Origin of the sequence: Photorhabdus sp. CRCIA-P01, assembly GCF_003545805.1 — a bacterium.
Taxonomy (GTDB): Bacteria; Pseudomonadota; Gammaproteobacteria; order Enterobacterales; family Enterobacteriaceae; genus Photorhabdus; species Photorhabdus antumapuensis.
Genome location: NZ_NMQR01000065.1, coordinates 1 through 16,109 on the forward strand (window position 1 = coordinate 1; position 16,109 = coordinate 16,109).

The 16,109-nt window shown below is 35.7% G+C and carries 16 protein-coding genes and 3 pseudogenes; 14 read left to right on the plus strand and 5 right to left on the minus strand.

Translation table 11 applies throughout. The features are described from left to right. The 10 genes and pseudogenes from D3222_RS21890 to drt3b all read left to right on the plus strand — a co-directional run. On the plus strand, positions 1 to 269 hold a 269-nt coding region (locus D3222_RS21890; RefSeq protein ID WP_118986978.1), incomplete at its 5' end, for an ISAs1 family transposase. Positions 270 to 1,910: 1,641 nt separating this feature from the next. Further along, positions 1,911 to 2,396, plus strand: a complete 486-nt coding sequence (locus tag D3222_RS21900; RefSeq protein ID WP_232832623.1) for a bactofilin family protein — start codon at positions 1,911 to 1,913, stop codon at positions 2,394 to 2,396. Positions 2,397 to 2,565: 169 nt separating this feature from the next. Then, positions 2,566 to 2,706, plus strand: coding sequence for a hypothetical protein (locus D3222_RS25225; protein WP_157975400.1), 141 nt, complete (start codon positions 2,566 to 2,568; stop codon positions 2,704 to 2,706). 19 nt (positions 2,707 to 2,725) lie between these two features. Then, positions 2,726 to 3,022 carry a GNAT family N-acetyltransferase gene (locus D3222_RS21905; RefSeq protein WP_118988008.1) on the plus strand — a complete coding sequence of 99 codons (297 nt, stop codon included), beginning with the start codon at positions 2,726 to 2,728 and terminating at the stop codon, positions 3,020 to 3,022. Between the two features lie 20 nt (positions 3,023 to 3,042). Beyond that, a complete protein-coding gene (locus D3222_RS21910; protein WP_118988009.1) occupies positions 3,043 to 3,525 on the plus strand; it encodes a YhfG family protein in 483 nt (160 codons plus the stop codon). Between the two features lie 7 nt (positions 3,526 to 3,532). Further along, complete coding sequence (locus D3222_RS21915) at positions 3,533 to 4,117, plus strand: putative adenosine monophosphate-protein transferase Fic (RefSeq protein ID WP_118988010.1); 585 nt, start codon at positions 3,533 to 3,535, stop codon at positions 4,115 to 4,117. Positions 4,118 to 5,327: 1,210 nt separating this feature from the next. Further along, positions 5,328 to 5,615: a gp53-like domain-containing protein gene (locus D3222_RS21920; RefSeq protein WP_118988011.1), complete on the plus strand. Its 288-nt coding sequence runs from the start codon at positions 5,328 to 5,330 to the stop codon at positions 5,613 to 5,615. 600 nt (positions 5,616 to 6,215) lie between these two features. Then, positions 6,216 to 6,521 (plus strand): annotated as a pseudogene (locus tag D3222_RS26260) (type II toxin-antitoxin system YafO family toxin); the annotation flags it as partial. Positions 6,522 to 6,652: 131 nt separating this feature from the next. Continuing rightward, positions 6,653 to 7,915 carry an antiviral reverse transcriptase Drt3a gene (gene drt3a, locus D3222_RS21940; protein ID WP_118988013.1) on the plus strand — a complete coding sequence of 421 codons (1,263 nt, stop codon included), beginning with the start codon at positions 6,653 to 6,655 and terminating at the stop codon, positions 7,913 to 7,915. Further along, complete coding sequence (gene drt3b / locus D3222_RS21945) at positions 7,908 to 9,860, plus strand: antiviral reverse transcriptase Drt3b (RefSeq protein ID WP_157975401.1); 1,953 nt, start codon at positions 7,908 to 7,910, stop codon at positions 9,858 to 9,860. The genes drt3a and drt3b overlap by 8 nt, the downstream gene beginning before the upstream one ends. A gap of 182 nt (positions 9,861 to 10,042) precedes the next feature. Here drt3b and D3222_RS21950 read toward each other — a convergent pair. The 3 genes and pseudogenes from D3222_RS21950 to D3222_RS21960 form a co-directional block, all read right to left on the minus strand. Next, positions 10,043 to 11,051: pseudogene (locus D3222_RS21950) on the minus strand (tyrosine-type recombinase/integrase). Further along, positions 10,990 to 11,433: pseudogene (locus tag D3222_RS21955) on the minus strand (siphovirus Gp157 family protein); the annotation flags it as partial. The pseudogenes D3222_RS21955 and D3222_RS21950, both read right to left, overlap by 62 nt. Then, the gene (locus D3222_RS21960; RefSeq protein ID WP_118988015.1) at positions 11,433 to 12,332 is read right to left on the minus strand and encodes a hypothetical protein; all 900 of its coding nucleotides are present in this window, start codon (positions 12,330 to 12,332) and stop codon (positions 11,433 to 11,435) included. The gene D3222_RS21960 and the pseudogene D3222_RS21955, both read right to left, overlap by 1 nt. Positions 12,333 to 12,475: 143 nt before the next feature. On the opposite strand from D3222_RS21960, the gene D3222_RS21965 reads away from it, so the two are divergent. The 4 genes from D3222_RS21965 (at position 12,476) to D3222_RS21980 (ending at position 15,323) form a co-directional block, all read left to right on the plus strand. Then, positions 12,476 to 13,147, plus strand: coding sequence for a hypothetical protein (locus D3222_RS21965; RefSeq protein ID WP_118988016.1), 672 nt, complete (start codon positions 12,476 to 12,478; stop codon positions 13,145 to 13,147). A gap of 15 nt (positions 13,148 to 13,162) precedes the next feature. After that, entirely contained in the window at positions 13,163 to 14,362 is a 1,200-nt protein-coding gene (locus D3222_RS21970; RefSeq protein WP_118988017.1) for a helix-turn-helix domain-containing protein, read from the plus strand. Positions 14,363 to 14,462: 100 nt separating this feature from the next. After that, positions 14,463 to 15,056, plus strand: coding sequence for a DUF1367 family protein (locus tag D3222_RS21975; protein WP_118988018.1), 594 nt, complete (start codon positions 14,463 to 14,465; stop codon positions 15,054 to 15,056). 54 nt (positions 15,057 to 15,110) lie between these two features. After that, positions 15,111 to 15,323, plus strand: coding sequence for an antiterminator Q family protein (locus D3222_RS21980; RefSeq protein WP_232832624.1), 213 nt, complete (start codon positions 15,111 to 15,113; stop codon positions 15,321 to 15,323). A 165-nt stretch (positions 15,324 to 15,488) separates the two neighbouring features. Here the strand turns inward: D3222_RS21980 and D3222_RS21985 are convergent, their stop codons facing one another. Together D3222_RS21985 and D3222_RS21990 are read right to left on the minus strand one after the other, a co-directional pair. Next, positions 15,489 to 15,857 carry a Mor transcription activator family protein gene (locus tag D3222_RS21985; RefSeq protein ID WP_036843675.1) on the minus strand — a complete coding sequence of 123 codons (369 nt, stop codon included), beginning with the start codon at positions 15,855 to 15,857 and terminating at the stop codon, positions 15,489 to 15,491. 33 nt (positions 15,858 to 15,890) lie between these two features. Further along, the coding region (locus tag D3222_RS21990) for a phage protein GemA/Gp16 family protein (protein ID WP_232832625.1) at positions 15,891 to 16,109 on the minus strand (219 nt) is incomplete at its 5' end.

A 16,109-nucleotide genomic window follows, 5' to 3' on the forward strand; every position in this document is an offset into this window, starting at 1 on the left:
GTTCGTTGCCTTTAGATGTGGAGCGGGCTGCCACGGCAATAAGAAAGCATTGGTCAGTGGAAAATGAGCTACACTGGGTTTTAGACGTCATCTTTCGGGAAGATGCTATCTCGCTTAAAGATCCTGATGGTGCAGCACAAATGGCTCTTTTTAATCGAATAGCATTAAATGTGATTAAACAAAATACGAGTATAAAAGATAGTCAAGCAGCGAAACGTCGAAGAGCGACTTGGTCAGGAGAATTTCGTAGCCAGCTTCTCTTTGATTAAATTAAATACAAAGTGGAATCCCGCCCTGTTGTTAATATATAAATATTTTTTATGATTCATTGCTTGCATCAAATTTTTCTAATCCTCATAAGATTAAAATAGGATTGACAATGAAATGATTTATTTAAAATATATTGTTATTGTATGCTGGTATTGATCGTTATTAGATAATCGTAATAATTAGACATGAAACTGAATAAAGTTATAATAGCGGCCATGTTAATATTGGGTGTTGTATCTATTGCAAATAAATCTGATCGAAGTTATATCACAGTGACCTTTAATGGCGCTATTATTGCTATACCTTATTCTACCGGTCAGGGTCTTTTTGGTAAAACGGTAAATCCTGGGGAAATTTCCAACGTAATATTGAAAAGGGTGAGAGCTTCAACCCATAAGAGTCTTGAGAACCATTTGGCAAATTGCAGATTACAGCCAGTAGTTCATCAGTTATTATCCCGGGCAATATTGAAAATATTGCTGGCTTTACCTTGGGTGGCTAATAAAACTGATAAATCTTCGAAGTTGTGCCAGAGAAAGAAGCTTCATGTATTCAGATTAATGATAAATTTTACTTTTTAATAGCTATTTCTTGATTATGAGACAGGTGAGGTCTATTATTTTCAATAAAATTTTGGCGTTTAAATTATCCCTGCTATATAATCTTTCATTCTTTATATCTCCATATTGAATTATTCTCATATCAATCTTATCTCTTTTTTATATTAATATATACCTAATAGATTTCGAGTTGCAGCGCGGCGGCAAGTGAACGAATCCCCAGGGGCATAGATAACGATGTGACTGGGGTGAGTGAAAGTAGCCAACAAAGCAGCAGCTTGAAAGATGAAGGGTATAAAACTAATGAATAAGAGGAATAGATAAAAAAGATTGTTAATATTAATCCTTTTGTATAATGATATAGTTTAAATGAGTAATTTATGATGATTTATCCAATCTATAATTAATCTTATAAGTTTGTAATAGAATCATTTATTCGTATAAAGTATAAATAAGTAATATGTTTGTTAGATAAATATCAGTAGATATTAATTGAGAAATATTCTTATAACGCATCATCTGTAAATAAAATTAAACATTAATAACGTGACTTTATTGTTGCTTTATGTTAACAATTATAAAAATAAGGTTTCTATTTTAATGTTAATTTTTCCTTGTTAATTGTTATCCAAGAATGAATATGTACCCAATGGATTTCAAGATGCATCGCGACGGCAAGGAAGCGAATCCCCGGGAGCATAGATAACGATGTGACCGGGGTGAGTGAGTGCAGCCAACAAAGAGGCAACTTGAAAGATAACGGGTATAGGCTTTTAACCGTTTAATAACATTGTAAATACCTGCTTTCCTTTAGCATTGATTGTTATCTGTTCTGTTAGAATAGTGATTTTGGTTTTGTATTTTCTAACGAAAAAAGCATGAAAAATAACAAAAACGTGAACAAACATGGCAAAACATCGTTTTTCGGACAACATTTTTTTGAGCTGTATATGGATCATGTGGAGCATTGCTCTGGGATTCTATCTGGCTGGTAATCTTTTTGGCTGTGCAGTAACAGCGATTCTCTCTTTTTTGGCTCTAATATTTTGCTTTATTCACATGAGGTCGAGATTAAAAACTATGTTTGGAAAAAAAATAGAGGCAGCGGCTGTTGAATCCGTGTCTCAATTTGTTGATGATAAAAAGAACGCCAGTGCAGAAGCTCGTCGTTGTACTATTGTTGCCAAAAGCTCGGTATTTAAGGGCGATATTGATGTCGAAGGTGATATACAAATCTGGGGCAAAGTGATTGGTAATATCCGGGTGAAAGAGGGTGCGATCCGCATTATGCATGCTGGACGGGTTGAAGGTGAACTTAGTGCGCCAGAAATCATTATTGATGGCGATGTTGAAGGGACCTGTTGTGCAGCGACGTTGGATATTCTTGAACATGGTGAGCTGCGAGGAATCAGTCGTTGCGGTAGTATGTCTATCAAGCGTGGAGGTTTGTTTTTTGGGCAATCGGAACAGGTTGAAAACAAAACAGCGTCCGAACGTGTTGTACCAATAAAAGATACCAATAATGATAAATCTAAAGATAAGGCCACGGTAAAAACAAGTGCCTGATAAACCAGGCCCGTGTGACATCTGATTCAGATCCTTCCAGCACGGGCCACTTCTCTTTTAGTTTTTAACGAGTTGATCTATTTCCTCTTTAGTTTTGTTTACTATAGCAATCTATACCTAATAGATTTCGAGCCACAGCGCGGCGGCAAGTGAACGAATCCCCAGGAGCATGGATAACGATGTGACTGGGGTGAGTGAAAGCAGCCAACAAAGCAGCAGCTTGAAAGATGAAGGGTATATCTATTTAATTGTTTTAATTAATCTGATTGAAGTATGTGGTTTGTCGCATGGTAAGTATCCTGTTTGCTAACTAACATTGGGAGGAGAATATGATTGTGGTGTTGGAAACAGACAGATTAATCATGCGTGCATGGAGAGAACAAGACAGATTGCCATTTTGCCATTTGAATAGTAACGCGGAAGTCATGGAATATTTTCCTGCTACTTTGACGGCGGAACAGAGTAATACGATGGTGGATACGATTATCCAGAGATTTGAGCAGCAGGAAGGTTGGGGATTATGGGCATCCGCTTCATGCACATGTGCTTTACCGGATTCGTCAATAATAGCGCTATTCCCTTTTCTGGTTTTCGTTACTTTGATGTTTTATACTATTGCTGCATAGATTGTATCTTGGAAATTCAAATGAAATATGAATTAGCTGTTATGGCGGCCTTGACTAAATTAGATCATCCTAACACCCGTTCAATTGTAGAAGCGACAGGGATATCTGAACGTAAGGTGCAACAGGTTTTGCAAATATTGCGACAAGACTTAGAGGTAAAGATTAACCGTATTAGGAATGGGAAGGTCAGTTATTTTGAAGTTATTTCTTGGGGGATATTTGAAAGTGGTCAGGCGATTAATGGTAAATTGAGAAATTTGGATCTGGCTAAATTTAAATATTCCCGTCAGCAAGAGAAAGATATTAGAAACCAAAAGAATAGAAAAACAATAATGACAACTTATAATGAAAAAAAACATTATTTTGACCGTGTAAAATTAAAAAACTATAGAGATAGCATGCGTCTTGAAGGGATGAATATTGTTATGAATAGTTTGCCTGAAACACTGAAAGAGCAAAAAAATCTTAAAGATGAACTAATTAAAAAATATAGTTTACAATGAGGTAGTTATGGTAGATAAATATGGGGCAGGGCAAGATCCCTACACATATCCGGGTATAGATACACTGATTAATAAATTAGGTATTCGTAATCCGGCTGTGCTTGAACAGGCAGAAAGGGAACTCACTGAACTTGCTATATTGAATATTTCATTCCATGAACCACCTTACGATTTGGTCTTTTGGTGTCAACTCCATAAACAGATATTTTCTGATTTATATGATTGGTCTGGTCAACTAAGGATAATTGATATATCTAAAGGGGATACCCGTTTCTGTCATGCTAAATGTATTGAGATAGAAGGGAATAGGATATTTGATATGCTAGAGAATGAAAATTATCTTGTAGGATTAAACTATCAGGAGCTTATTAGAAAACTTGCTGAATATTATGCAGAATTAAATGTGATTCATCCTTTTAGAGAAGGAAATGGGCGAACACAACGACTGTTATTTGAATATATTGTTATAAACTGTGGATATAAAATCTCTTTTGAATCTATAGATACTAGACAGTGGATTGAGGCTAATATTTCTGCTTATCAATGTAACTATAAGCCATTAATAAGGATTTTTGAAAATTGTGTCTCTTAAATTATATAATGTTGAAATGATATAGATAATTAATTATTTGGCTGGTATTTTTTTGTCTAATATTTTTCGTTGCTTCAATTATTATTTATTGGAGAAAGAATATTTTTAATGATAATTTAACATTGTAATTTTGGTGATTGGGTAATTCATTTAATCTGCATTAAATTTATTTAAAATAATCGATTGTTAAAAAATAAAAAATAAATTAATTCGGGTTATGAAAGCGACAATATTAAAATGAGATAATAGCTATGTTGCACGGATTATAACTTTCCTGCATTTTATTTTGCATTTTTTTGATAAGGTTTTCTGTTGTTTCTGGTTAGTGTGGTATATATTTTACCGCGTGACAGTAAAGTGACAAGAACAAAACTGTCCTGGTCACTTTGTTTATTCAATATATTGTTGTTTATTGATTTAAAGGCAAACTGTCGCAAGGAAAGGGCTAAGGAAAATGACTGGTGCACATTCTTTAGCGCATTTACCCAGATCTTTCTCATTTTGAAAACAGATACTTGCAGACGCGAAGTTAGGCGAGAAAGCAGAGATGCTCAATACTAAAAGACAAGCTGATAACTTTTTCATGGGTGGTACCTCATCAGGGGGGTATGTGGAGTAAAATAATTTATCCGAGCTACTAATTATTGTTCAATAATTAATATTGCGCTTACTTTTTGGTATGGTTTTGTTGAGTTGTTGAAAATCTGTTGAAGTAACGCCGATAGATTTGTGATAAAGGATAGAGAAATAATTGTTATAAATTAATAATAATGAATAATTTAGTGTTGATTGTTTTTATATTTTATCTTTCAATATATTGTTTTTATTATTTTTTTGAATGGAGATACATTGATTTAATATTGTGAAAATGATAATAAAAATTTTCATTTATACTATTGTATCCATATCTATATGACAGGTGCAGCAGGAGATCACGCAAGGTAACAAGGTAAACAATAGGAAATGGAAAAGTAGATTTACGATATTATTAATAAATAATTTTGTATATTTTTAGTCTCCAAAACTATTTATTAATATTAATTACTCAGTAATGGATAATCACTATTGGCGATAAAAATAATTCATCATACTTCATTTAATAACTACTATAGTTAAAGTAAATTATCAATGTATGCTTTATGTGATTAAATGATTTAGTTGGTAGATCTCTTTTGAAGAAAATATTAATTATTAACCTTAAGGAGAATTCATGATTAATATCCCTGAAAATACTGCCCTAAAAGCTGTGAACGGTTGGTGGAAATGTGGCGATACCGGAATAATTTATCAATGGGGGTATAATCCGAAAGGAGGCCCTGGACAAATTACAATAACCTATCCAATCCCGTTTCCTACAGCATGCTTATCTATGCAAGTTAGTGTCTATGCTAATGCGATTCCTGCGGATAACTACTCAACAGTTTATGAATTTAATTCTACTAATGCTGTAATTGGGCGTGACAATTTAGGTTCATATTGGTTCGCAATTGGGTATTAAGTAATATGTTATTAACAGGGGGTAATATATTCTAGCTTTGGAATTGAAGAGAAATAATATTAAAAGCTACTTAGTGAACTGCTCCCATAATATTTGATGTCAATCTATATATACATAGGGAGCAGTTCTTATGGGATGTTCGTTGGGATGTAAATTAACCATTGTCCGCTATTATCTGGTTGGGTATGAGGGAGAAAAGACTACGATTGGAAATGGGGCACTTAAACATAATATTCATTGAGATAGATATTTTTACTGAGGGTTGTAAAGAGCTATTAAGTGATGATGAATATCATGAATTTCAGTAATACATTATAGATAATTCCACAGCTGGAAATGTTTTCAACGTATTGTTGCGTAAGGGATGATACCATTTTTCTGAGACTTGCTTTTAACATATTACTATCTTTTGGAGTTAAGGATTATATAATTATCGTTTACTACATGGTTTTAAGGTTAAGAATAGTGGGTTTAAATATAATGCACAGTGACGCATTATGACTGTTTGTGACTTACTATAACCAATTATTTGATAAGGTATAACGTCATAAATCTATCATTAAGACATTGTTTAGCAGGAATTAAGAAACTGGAGAATTCCCTGATTATTTTGGTAGAGATGTTGCTTACACTCAGTCAGAAGCAGCATATAAATCATGTATGATGCATATTCATCTTTGTTTTCCACCTGATTCATTTCCTAAAAACAGGGCTCAACATTATAGGACATGTAAATAAAACCACTCAGAAAATGATGCTTGTCTGGTATATGTTCAAGGTCTCTTGGAAGAAAACAAATATTCTTTATTAGCAATAATGCATCCAGATGCTCATGGAAAAACTAGGAATCCCAAGATAATGAGTTATCTAGCAAAAATAGCTCAGGATTTCAGAGATAATAACTAAACTTGTCCAGAATAGGTTCCATGAGGCGCGCAGGTAAGGAGAGGAAGGAATTGAGCGTAACGGCTCTTGAAGGCTATGTGTTTATAAGGCATAGTTATAAAAACCAATGAGAACACCATTAGGATGGTTGTATGTATGACCAGTCTTTTAATATTCGTACACTTTCAGGCTGCTTCCAACCAGAGGATTTTAAAAAATGGAAAAAATTAAAAGTTCCAGATGAACGTCAAAAAACTATTCTTTTAGCATCTATTAGAGCTCAACAGGGTTTTTTAGGCGTTAATTTAAGTTCGTCAGTAATTAGGGGAAAAAATGTATACTGGTTAGATGAAGTGTCAGATATATTGGTTCTTAGAAAGGTAAAAAATAACATAGTCAAAACCAACCGAATGAAGTCTGTTCCCAGAACAGTTATAGTGAATTCATTAAAGTCTTTAGTTTCTGAATGTTCTCAGTACCGAGTATATCGTTTGGATATAAAGTCGTTTTATGAATCATTTAAAGCCGACTTTGTTTATAAACATGTTGATGGCTTAAGAAATTTAAGTGTTAAAACAAAGCAGTTATTGAAAGAGTTATTATATTCATATCATATAAATGGAGGTCATGGAATTCCTCGAGGGCTTTCTGTTAGCGCGGTGTTATCGGAGTCTTTGATGCAAAGTTTTGATGAGTTTGTGAGAGGGGAGGAAGCGGTATTTTATTATGCGCGATATGTAGATGATATTATCATAGTTACAGGGGGTTACGAAGAAAATCATAGTTTTTTAAGATCATTGCGTTCTGCCTTGCCTCAGGGATTGAAATTCAATAACGGAAAGAAATTTTTTGTTAGTGATGTAATTAAAAAATCGCCAAAATCAAAACAAAACACACACGTGAATATATTATTTAGTTTTGAGTATTTAGGATATAGATTTGTTATTACTGATAATGTTATTGAATGTAATATTCGAGGTTTATATCGTCAGGTTGATATTGATCTTGCAAGAAATAAGGTTAATAAAATAAAAAGTAGAATAGTATACTCAATAATAAGTTTCAATAAAAATTCTGATTTTGATTTGCTATGTGAGCGACTAATGTTTCTATCAGGAAATTTTAGCGTGCCAGACTCTGATAGAATGTTAAAATTCTTGTCAGGTATTCATTATAATTATCCTTTGCTTAATGCTCGAAATTCAGAAGGTCTATCTGAAATAGATTCTTTTCTTAAAAAAGCTATACTATCCTCTTATGGTAAAGTTTTTTCTAAATTTTTCATGAAATTAACACAAGAGCAAAAATGCAGGCTTTTAAAATTTAGTTTTATTCGAGGACATGAGAAGTGCTATTTCTTTCATTATTCGGCAACTAAAATGTTTAAGATTCAGGAGTGTTGGAAATATGTCTAGTATGAGAAAAGTTAAAATTAACAAGAAGGACTTTAATAGGGTTTTAGTTACTGAAACAATTCCATATGAAACCCCTATCATTTTTTCAAATGATGGTTTTTATAGAAATGTAACAAACTGCGATAATTTCTCTGGCTTAAGCAAGTTAATATGTAAAAGGATTGCTATTGGTGAGAGCAAGAAAGTATCATACACCATTCCATATGTTTTCAAAATCAAGAAGAATGAGTCGGAATACCGTAGACTCTCTGTCCCGCATCCGATAGCGCAGGTTGAGATGAGAGATTTCTATGAGCACTATAGTGGAATGATTACACACTTTTGCTCACAGAGTAAGTTTTCTATAAGAGCACCAATAAAAATAGCTAATACCTACTACTATAAAAATTTATTGGAAAATAGAAACTTATATAAGAATGATGGAGTTGAGACTGAGAGCAAGGAATTGCTCTCTAAGCATTCTTCCTCATATTTTGCCTATCAAGGGTATGACCGATTGTACAAGTTTTATATATCATCCGAATTTTTGAAGTATGAGGAAAGATTTCAGTTTTTATATACTTTAGATGTATCAAAATGTTTTGATAGTATTTATACACATTCGATCTCATGGGCAACTAAAGATAAACTGTTTACTAAGGGAATGCTAGGTAATCGAGCACTAAACTTCGGTGATGCATTCGATAGATTAATGCAACGATGCAATTATAATGAAACACATGGGTTGATAATTGGGCCTGAGATAAGTCGTATATTTGCTGAAATTATTTTCCAGAAGATAGATAACATTGTTTGTAAAAGGTTAGCCGAAATGGAACCTCCTTCCATTAGAAATATTGATTATGAGATAAAACGTTATGTAGATGATATTTTTATATTTTCTAAGTCAGATAAAGAAGCAAGTAGAATATGCCAGATTTTCTCCGATGAGTTAAATGAATATAACATGCATGTTAATAATAGTAAGGTAACAAAAAACAAAAGGCCATTTTTGACTTCAAAATCCAAAGTAATATATGCTATTAACGATATAATGAATGTATTTATTAATAGCTTTCTTGAAGTTGATGAGTCTTTAATGTTAATACCTAAAGAAGTTTATCGAAAAAATCATTTAACAAGAATTTTTATAGATAAGGTTAAGATGACTTGTCTTGAAAACCATGTCAGTTATGATGAAGTTTCGTCGTATATTGTTGCTGTAATATTTGAAAGGGTTAAAAGACTGGTTTCAAAAAAAGATGGCTTTGATGAAGGGAATATGTTTTCAGCTGCTTATGCTCTTATAACAGTTGCGCTGTTTTTCTATAAGGTATCTCCATCAGTAAGTGCATCATATAAGTTGGCTTCTATTCTGATTGTTATGATTAGATATGTTAAGCAAAACATTCCTGATTATAGTGATGCTTTAGAGCAACTTATATATAATGAGCTTGTGGAATATCTCGAAACAATATCAGCAAATCAGGAGGTAATAAGTGGGGTTATCAACCTTGAAGCTTACAATATAATTTTTGCTTTAGCTGAGCTTGATATTGCTCATTACCTGCCACCTATACTTGTTGAGAATGTTTTTAAGGATATGAGTTCTTATTATCATATAGTGTCTTGTTTGTATATTATCAAGAATAATTCGGTTTACTCATCAACTAAGAACAAGGTTATAGCTTTATTGAATAAAAGATTTGAATCTTGTGATGATATCCTTATTTTATCAGAAAAGGCCATGTTGTATTTGGATATTATATCGTGTCCTTACATTGATAAGAAAGTGAAAAAAACATGGATCAGAAATGTAATTAAATCTTTACAAGAAGCTAATCCTAAAAATGTGATTATTGACGATTACATAACAGATGCGTTATCAAATCCTTGGTTTATTGATTGGAAGAATGTTGATCTGTTGAGTTTTTTAGAGAAAAAACAATTGAAAAAAGCTTACTGACTTGGTAGTTTTATCACGAAGTAACCAATATGCCCTCTACGTTAACGATATACTCATTTCTGGTAAGTAATTTCTAAACTTGAGCTCATAGTTTATGGCAGATTTGAGAGCAGAAATGCACACACTAAGGGATGAGGTTGCTTCATCTGAATTCCTCAACGCTTATAAACCAGATTTCCCTATCATATCATCAGCTCTTTTCTTTGTTGTATGTATTTTGGATGACCGCAAATTCTACGCACCTCGTTTTTATCCGTATGCGCAAGAGCCGATTCCATTATGTTAGAATTTAGCCCCGCTTCATTCATCTCCGTGCTTGCAATAAAGTGAAGACCGTGAGCAACTAACTGCCATATCCGATTTCTTTAAGAGCAGCATTAATGGTCTGACTATCCATTGGTTGCTTCGGATCATTCTTGCTCGGAAAAACATACTCACGATGTGCACTAATAGGCTTCATTACGTCGAGTATTGTTAATGCGTGAGGAGATAAAGGAACAATATGTTTGCGCTTAGCCTTCATATGTTCTGTTGGAATCGACCATAACTTTGTATCGAGGTTAATTTCATCCATTGGGTGCCTGAAGCTTCAGATGGACGAACTAAGGTTAGGGAGTTGCCATTCAATCAAGCATCGAGTTGGAACAGACAGGTTAGACATAACCAGAGAGAGCATTAGTTTTGGTAGTTCTTCTGGTTGCAACGTGGGCATATTCTGTTTCTTAGGTTTCTCAAATGCCATACCGACATCCGAAGAAGGGTTGGTATCAATCAGCCCTGTGTTAACTGCGTATATCATGATTTCGTTTATACGCTGTACGAGGCGACGAACGGTTTCGAGTGCACCACGCGCTTTAATTGGCTCCAGCGCTTCAACCAGTGTATGTGCTGATTTCCTAAACTAGAATCTCGCCAATGGCCGGGAAAATATCTTTCTCTAAAGATCTCCAGATATCTTTCGAGTAATCCGGTGTAACGTTGCTGCATTTGATAGCAAACCAATTTGTGGCCACGTTTGAGAAGATGCTGTCAATTGCGATCTGCTGCCTGTTAGGCTTGGGTCTGTGGGTCGATGCCTTTTGCTAGTAAAGAAAGATAATCGGCGCGTAAACCCCGTGCATCTGCGAGAGATACCGTTTTCAATAGCTTCTTTGATGGTTTTTTTGTCCGGGGCAGTAATTGTCTGCACATCAACTAACTCATAAGGTAATTTTGACTCATCATCAATGATGACATTCATAATACCTTTTCTGGCTGTGAACGTGTTTTTGGTAGTTCGTAGTGAACCCATGCCCGCTTTCAGTAAACAATCTAGGGCATACTTTTTTAGGTTTTTTACTTGCCTTTCGAATGATTTTTTACGGTTAGTAAGTCGCTTAGACTCATCAGCAAGAGTCTTGGCTTGGCCTTCGATATTGCGAACATGGATCATGATAGCGTCAAGTTTATCACCGATAGTACATTCGATACTTTCAAGTGTATTGGCGATATCTTCTGGCGAGAATTCGCCAGTTTCTACCAACTGTTGTAATTTTTCATAATCTGCTGCTAATGCAATTGCGGTTGTAGTCATTAGTTTGCTTCTTCTAATTGAGTTAAACATTCTTTCTCTATTTCATTCAAGCGACGCAGACGACCAGATAAGTACTTTTCATAATCCTTATCTCCTTTGGTCTTGGCGTTGCCTAAATGAATGCCTAATTCACGGATAAGGGTAGATGCTATGCCGCGAATTTCATTTTTGCTGACAGCGGTACGCATAGTTTCTGTATTACGGGTGAACTTATCGTCTAGTTCCTTGCGTAATCTGACTAGATCCTCGGCCTTATCACTGGCGGCCTTGATTTCAAATTCAATATTGTTGTCAGCCGGATATTCAGGGTTATCATGCATACCCATAAATACATCAGCAGAAAATCCAAGCATCGATAACGCTTTCTTTATGGCATCGCTAAGTGATTTCTTGATAGCTTCTCCATCTGTTTTAATTCCATATTTGGTTCTGTACATGTATGGTGTTGCACCATAACTTTCAATTTCAGCACAAATGTCACATTCGACCAGATACCAAAAGAGAATTTTGATAGAGTGATTTTGTTCACATATTAATGTGCCGTCAGAATCACGTAAGAATCGGCTCCCAATTTGTTTATTTTTATCGTCATAGATAGGTTCTGACATAGGTGCACCATTAATTAGTTTTTCTTCTGTGACATTACAGCCCCATCCATAACCGAATGGTCCGAATAGTTCTGTTGCCCGCATAAACATATAGTTACTGTTTATGCTTGTACCGTTGAACCCCATTCCCTCTAATGGTTTTGTAAAGTGGGGATCGGTGCGTTGGACTGCTTTCCAGATACGGAGATTAGTTTGCTGCTCATCGCCTTGTGCCTTGATAGTTTCTTCCAGCAAATTGGCACGATATTGGAAGTTATCATCATTGGTGTTCAGGGTAGTGACAGCAGGCAATGAGGTGACTTTATCATCCGCTGTGATGGTATAAGAGTTGAAGTTGTATTTTTAACGTACAAATTACATATTAAGCATATTGCTTGCGTTCAAAACGAAAAAAAAATACCATAAAATCTGCTTAACGCAATCAGGGTATCTAAATGAGCATTAACGACACACAAAGTGATATTACCGATTTGATAATAAACGCTTTCAGGCGTGATTTTTGGCTTAACGTACAAGATGAATTATATGCTAAGTATGCCGCAGCACAGGAAGTAACTATAGGCGATATATTAAAACTTGGTGAACCGGAGCAACGTAGATTTAGGCCTCAGGCTAGGCACTATGGCCTTAACTCAGCTTTGAGGGAAGCTGCAAGTCGCTCAGGTTATCTTTGTTACGATGCTGATACATTCCCGAAAGGGGAGCATTATATTATTATTGATTCAGAAGGTGTTAAAATTAGCCGTATTGGGTTAAATCACGATGAGCGCCACATAAGGGGCGCGAAACATCGTTCATTGATAGCCCAATTGAATGAAAAATTTGAAGGCTATACTCCAGATCTTTTTAGAGAAGAAGATAGTAAACATCATAATGACATTGATACGTTAGGTGTGTTGTTAATAAATATTAATCCACCATATCATGAATCTCAGGCCAGCATGATGGATTTAAGGATTGTGGTTCCTTGTACCAATATGAAAGGTTTTCACTATAATAAATCTGTAACGGAGCTTTTAGCGCTCTATACTGGAGAGAAAAAGATAGTCATTCCTGATATGGTTTTACCTAAGCTCAAGAAGCGCCTGAAGGATCAGGAAAAATAGAATAGGTGAGACATTATGAGAGTGGGAATTTCTGGTTTCCAATCTGAAAGGTTGACACAGATAAGAGAAGCGAGGGGATTATCGAAAATTAACCTTGGTAGATTAGTGGATCGTTCGCCATCAACTATTACCAAATGGGAAAACGGTAATCATTCCCCCGATGCAGAAGTATTGCATAGCTTAAGTCAAATTCTTAATTGCCCGGTAAGTTGGTTCACAAAGCCTATTGTTAAGTACGAAAAAAAACCAGTATTCTTCCGAACACTTTCAACCACGGCAAAAGACTTATGTATCGCCTCAGAGCGATACATGGGATGGTTTCAAGAGTTATCATGTAAGATGCAAGAATATCTTGATTATCCAGAAGTTAACATTCCTCATCTTAGCGTAAAGGATTACAGAGCGATAGATGATCAGTTGATTGAAAGAATGGCTTTTGAGTGTAGGAAAGCTTGGGGATTAGGTATTGCACCGATAGATGATCTATTGCTTGTAATGGAGAATGCGGGGATAGTCTGTTCCAGATTTGAACAAGGTAGTTCTGTAATGGATGGCTATTCTCAATGGAATGATTTAGATAATAGACCGTATGTGGTTTTAGCTAGTGACAAAGATAACTATTATCGTAGTCGATTTGATGCTGCTCATGAATTAGGTCATATAGTCTTACATCGATATATAAATAAATTTGATACTATTAATTTTAATCCAATAGAAGAGCAAGCACATAAGTTTGCGTCGAGTTTCATGTTGCCGGAAGAGTCATTTTTTGTAGAGCTTCCGCCATATCCTACATTACAGAATTTCATATCTTTAAAAAATCGCTGGGGGATGTCGGCACAATCTATGATCCTTAGAGCGAGAAATTTAGAGTTAATATCTTCTCTGGAATATCAGAGGTTATATAAAAATATTTCTGCTAGAGGTTGGCGAAAAGGAGAGCCGCTTGATGATCTTAGAAAACCAGAGTCGGTTCGTTTGTTACCTAGGTGCTTGAACCTATTATTGGATTCTGGAACTTTTAGTAAAAAAACGCTTCTTGAGGAATTTGGTTTCCCAAAAGGAGATTTAGAGGATTTATGTTCAGTTCCTAAGGGATTTTTTTCAGAATCACAGGTACTTGATTTTCAATCCAGAATACAATTGAAGAATAGTATTAATATATCTACGACACAACAAGATACAAACGTTGTTAACTTATTTAATAAAAAGTAAAATTGGGAATTAATACTAACACCGGTTATTCTATTCGTATCGGCCTGAACATCCGATAACCTAAACAAAAGCTGCTGTGTCATAACTTTGAGGATAAGTGATGACGCAGCATAGTTTTATCAAAATCTCGAATGACACCCTGAGACCGGCGACTCCCGCAGCCAGGGAATACCTGCACTTCAAAGTGAAGTGTGGCGATGTGCTTTATGCGGATTTTAAGAAAGCACATAACCCGCGTTTCCATCGTAAATATTTTGCCCTTCTGAATCTTGGCTATGAATACTGGCAACCTACTGGAGGCACTATTTCCCCGAAAGAGAAAGCGCTTGTGCGTGGCTACGTACAATTTCTTGCACACTTCGCGGGCAGTGAAGATGTCTTACAATCCGCTGCGGATGAATATCTTGCTGGCATATCCAAAAACCGAGCCCAGAACATTACTGCCACCAAATCCTTTGATACCTTTCGGCGCTGGGCAACAGTGGAGTCAGGGCACTATGACACTTACGAGATGCCTAACGGAAGTCTATATCGTGAACCTCGTTCAATTAGCTTTGCCAAAATGGAAGAGCTAGAATTTCAGGAACTTTATAAAGCCACATTAAACGTGCTTTGGAACTTTATATTGTATCGCAATTTCCCGACTAGAGAAGCTGCTGAGAATGTCGCCTCTCAGCTGTTCGATTTTATTTAATGCAGAGCGAGACTAATGACCAAAAGTGAAAAAGGAAGTTGAAGAGGTACGGCTATGTCGGGTGTGATGTTTCCAACGGATGGGCTACAGTTGAGCCAATCACAAGAAATCTGGTTGCAGGATTGGTTATCTAAGTTTGGCGCGTGGGTTTACTCTGGCAGGTTTGATAAACGTCAGAGCAGTATGATTGCTGAGTTTATGGCGACAGTAGAGCCGAGAGGTTATCCAGAACGTCCGATATGTAATGATGATGGTGATCATAAGTAAGATATTTGACAGGGAACTGAAAGATAATTATGGGAAAAACTTGGACTAAATGGGAAGTTATGAAGATTCAATTGTAAATCCTTTTCAGTATTTGAAAGGCAGACCGAACGAGAATCATGCTTAGTCTGCCATCTGATTTTACTAAGCTCAATTAGTTTGACCTGCCTATTCAGATTCGTTATCGAATAACTTACCTTGCAGGCGATCTAGTTCCTCCTTTCGAATACGCTTCACTACGCTGTAAATCCATTGAATAGAAACACCAAACTTGCGAGCCAGATCATGATGATTTTTACCGTTAAACTCGTTGAAAATCTCACGATCACGGAGGCTAACTTTCCAAACCATGCCCATAGGAAAATAGACATTTTGACCGCCCCAAACCTGCATCATATGGTTCGCAACAGCTTCACCAATTTGTTCAGCCAACGCAGGCTCAACATGGATTATTTCACTGACCGTGCAGGCTGTGTGCTGTGCCAGTTCTACCAGCAGTTCAGGACCTTTACTACGAAAGTTATTCACATCATTCATGCTTTTTCCTTGTGACGCGGTTCCGCCACTTCTTCAGTTTTTCAATAATGCTGCTGGCTTGGCCTGAATCCAACCACTGTCATCGATATCCGTTTCATGCTTAATCCAGTGAGCTAAGGCTTGTTCAGAACTATTATGAACAAGCCTTATAGATGCCATTTCCAACCACAATGTACGTATCTTCCTTGATTGGGGATGGCTATCTAATGGACATGATGTTTTGGATTTCTTGGAGGGTTTAATCTTAAAACC

What these genes read in the sequence shown, in the direction of transcription:
- D3222_RS21900 (WP_232832623.1), top strand. Translation starts at nt 1,911, where the DNA reads ATGTTTGGAAAAAAAATAGAGGCAGCGGCTGTTGAATCCGTGTCTCAA.
- D3222_RS25225 (WP_157975400.1), top strand. Translation starts at nt 2,566, where the DNA reads ATGGATAACGATGTGACTGGGGTGAGTGAAAGCAGCCAACAAAGCAGC.
- D3222_RS21905 (WP_118988008.1), top strand. Translation starts at nt 2,726, where the DNA reads ATGATTGTGGTGTTGGAAACAGACAGATTAATCATGCGTGCATGGAGA.
- D3222_RS21910 (WP_118988009.1), top strand. Translation starts at nt 3,043, where the DNA reads ATGAAATATGAATTAGCTGTTATGGCGGCCTTGACTAAATTAGATCAT.
- D3222_RS21915 (WP_118988010.1), top strand. Translation starts at nt 3,533, where the DNA reads ATGGTAGATAAATATGGGGCAGGGCAAGATCCCTACACATATCCGGGT.
- D3222_RS21920 (WP_118988011.1), top strand. Translation starts at nt 5,328, where the DNA reads ATGATTAATATCCCTGAAAATACTGCCCTAAAAGCTGTGAACGGTTGG.
- drt3a (WP_118988013.1), top strand. Translation starts at nt 6,653, where the DNA reads ATGTATGACCAGTCTTTTAATATTCGTACACTTTCAGGCTGCTTCCAA.
- drt3b (WP_157975401.1), top strand. Translation starts at nt 7,908, where the DNA reads ATGTCTAGTATGAGAAAAGTTAAAATTAACAAGAAGGACTTTAATAGG.
- D3222_RS21965 (WP_118988016.1), top strand. Translation starts at nt 12,476, where the DNA reads ATGAGCATTAACGACACACAAAGTGATATTACCGATTTGATAATAAAC.
- D3222_RS21970 (WP_118988017.1), top strand. Translation starts at nt 13,163, where the DNA reads ATGAGAGTGGGAATTTCTGGTTTCCAATCTGAAAGGTTGACACAGATA.
- D3222_RS21975 (WP_118988018.1), top strand. Translation starts at nt 14,463, where the DNA reads ATGACGCAGCATAGTTTTATCAAAATCTCGAATGACACCCTGAGACCG.
- D3222_RS21980 (WP_232832624.1), top strand. Translation starts at nt 15,111, where the DNA reads ATGTCGGGTGTGATGTTTCCAACGGATGGGCTACAGTTGAGCCAATCA.
- D3222_RS21985 (WP_036843675.1), bottom strand. Translation starts at nt 15,857, where the DNA reads ATGAATGATGTGAATAACTTTCGTAGTAAAGGTCCTGAACTGCTGGTA.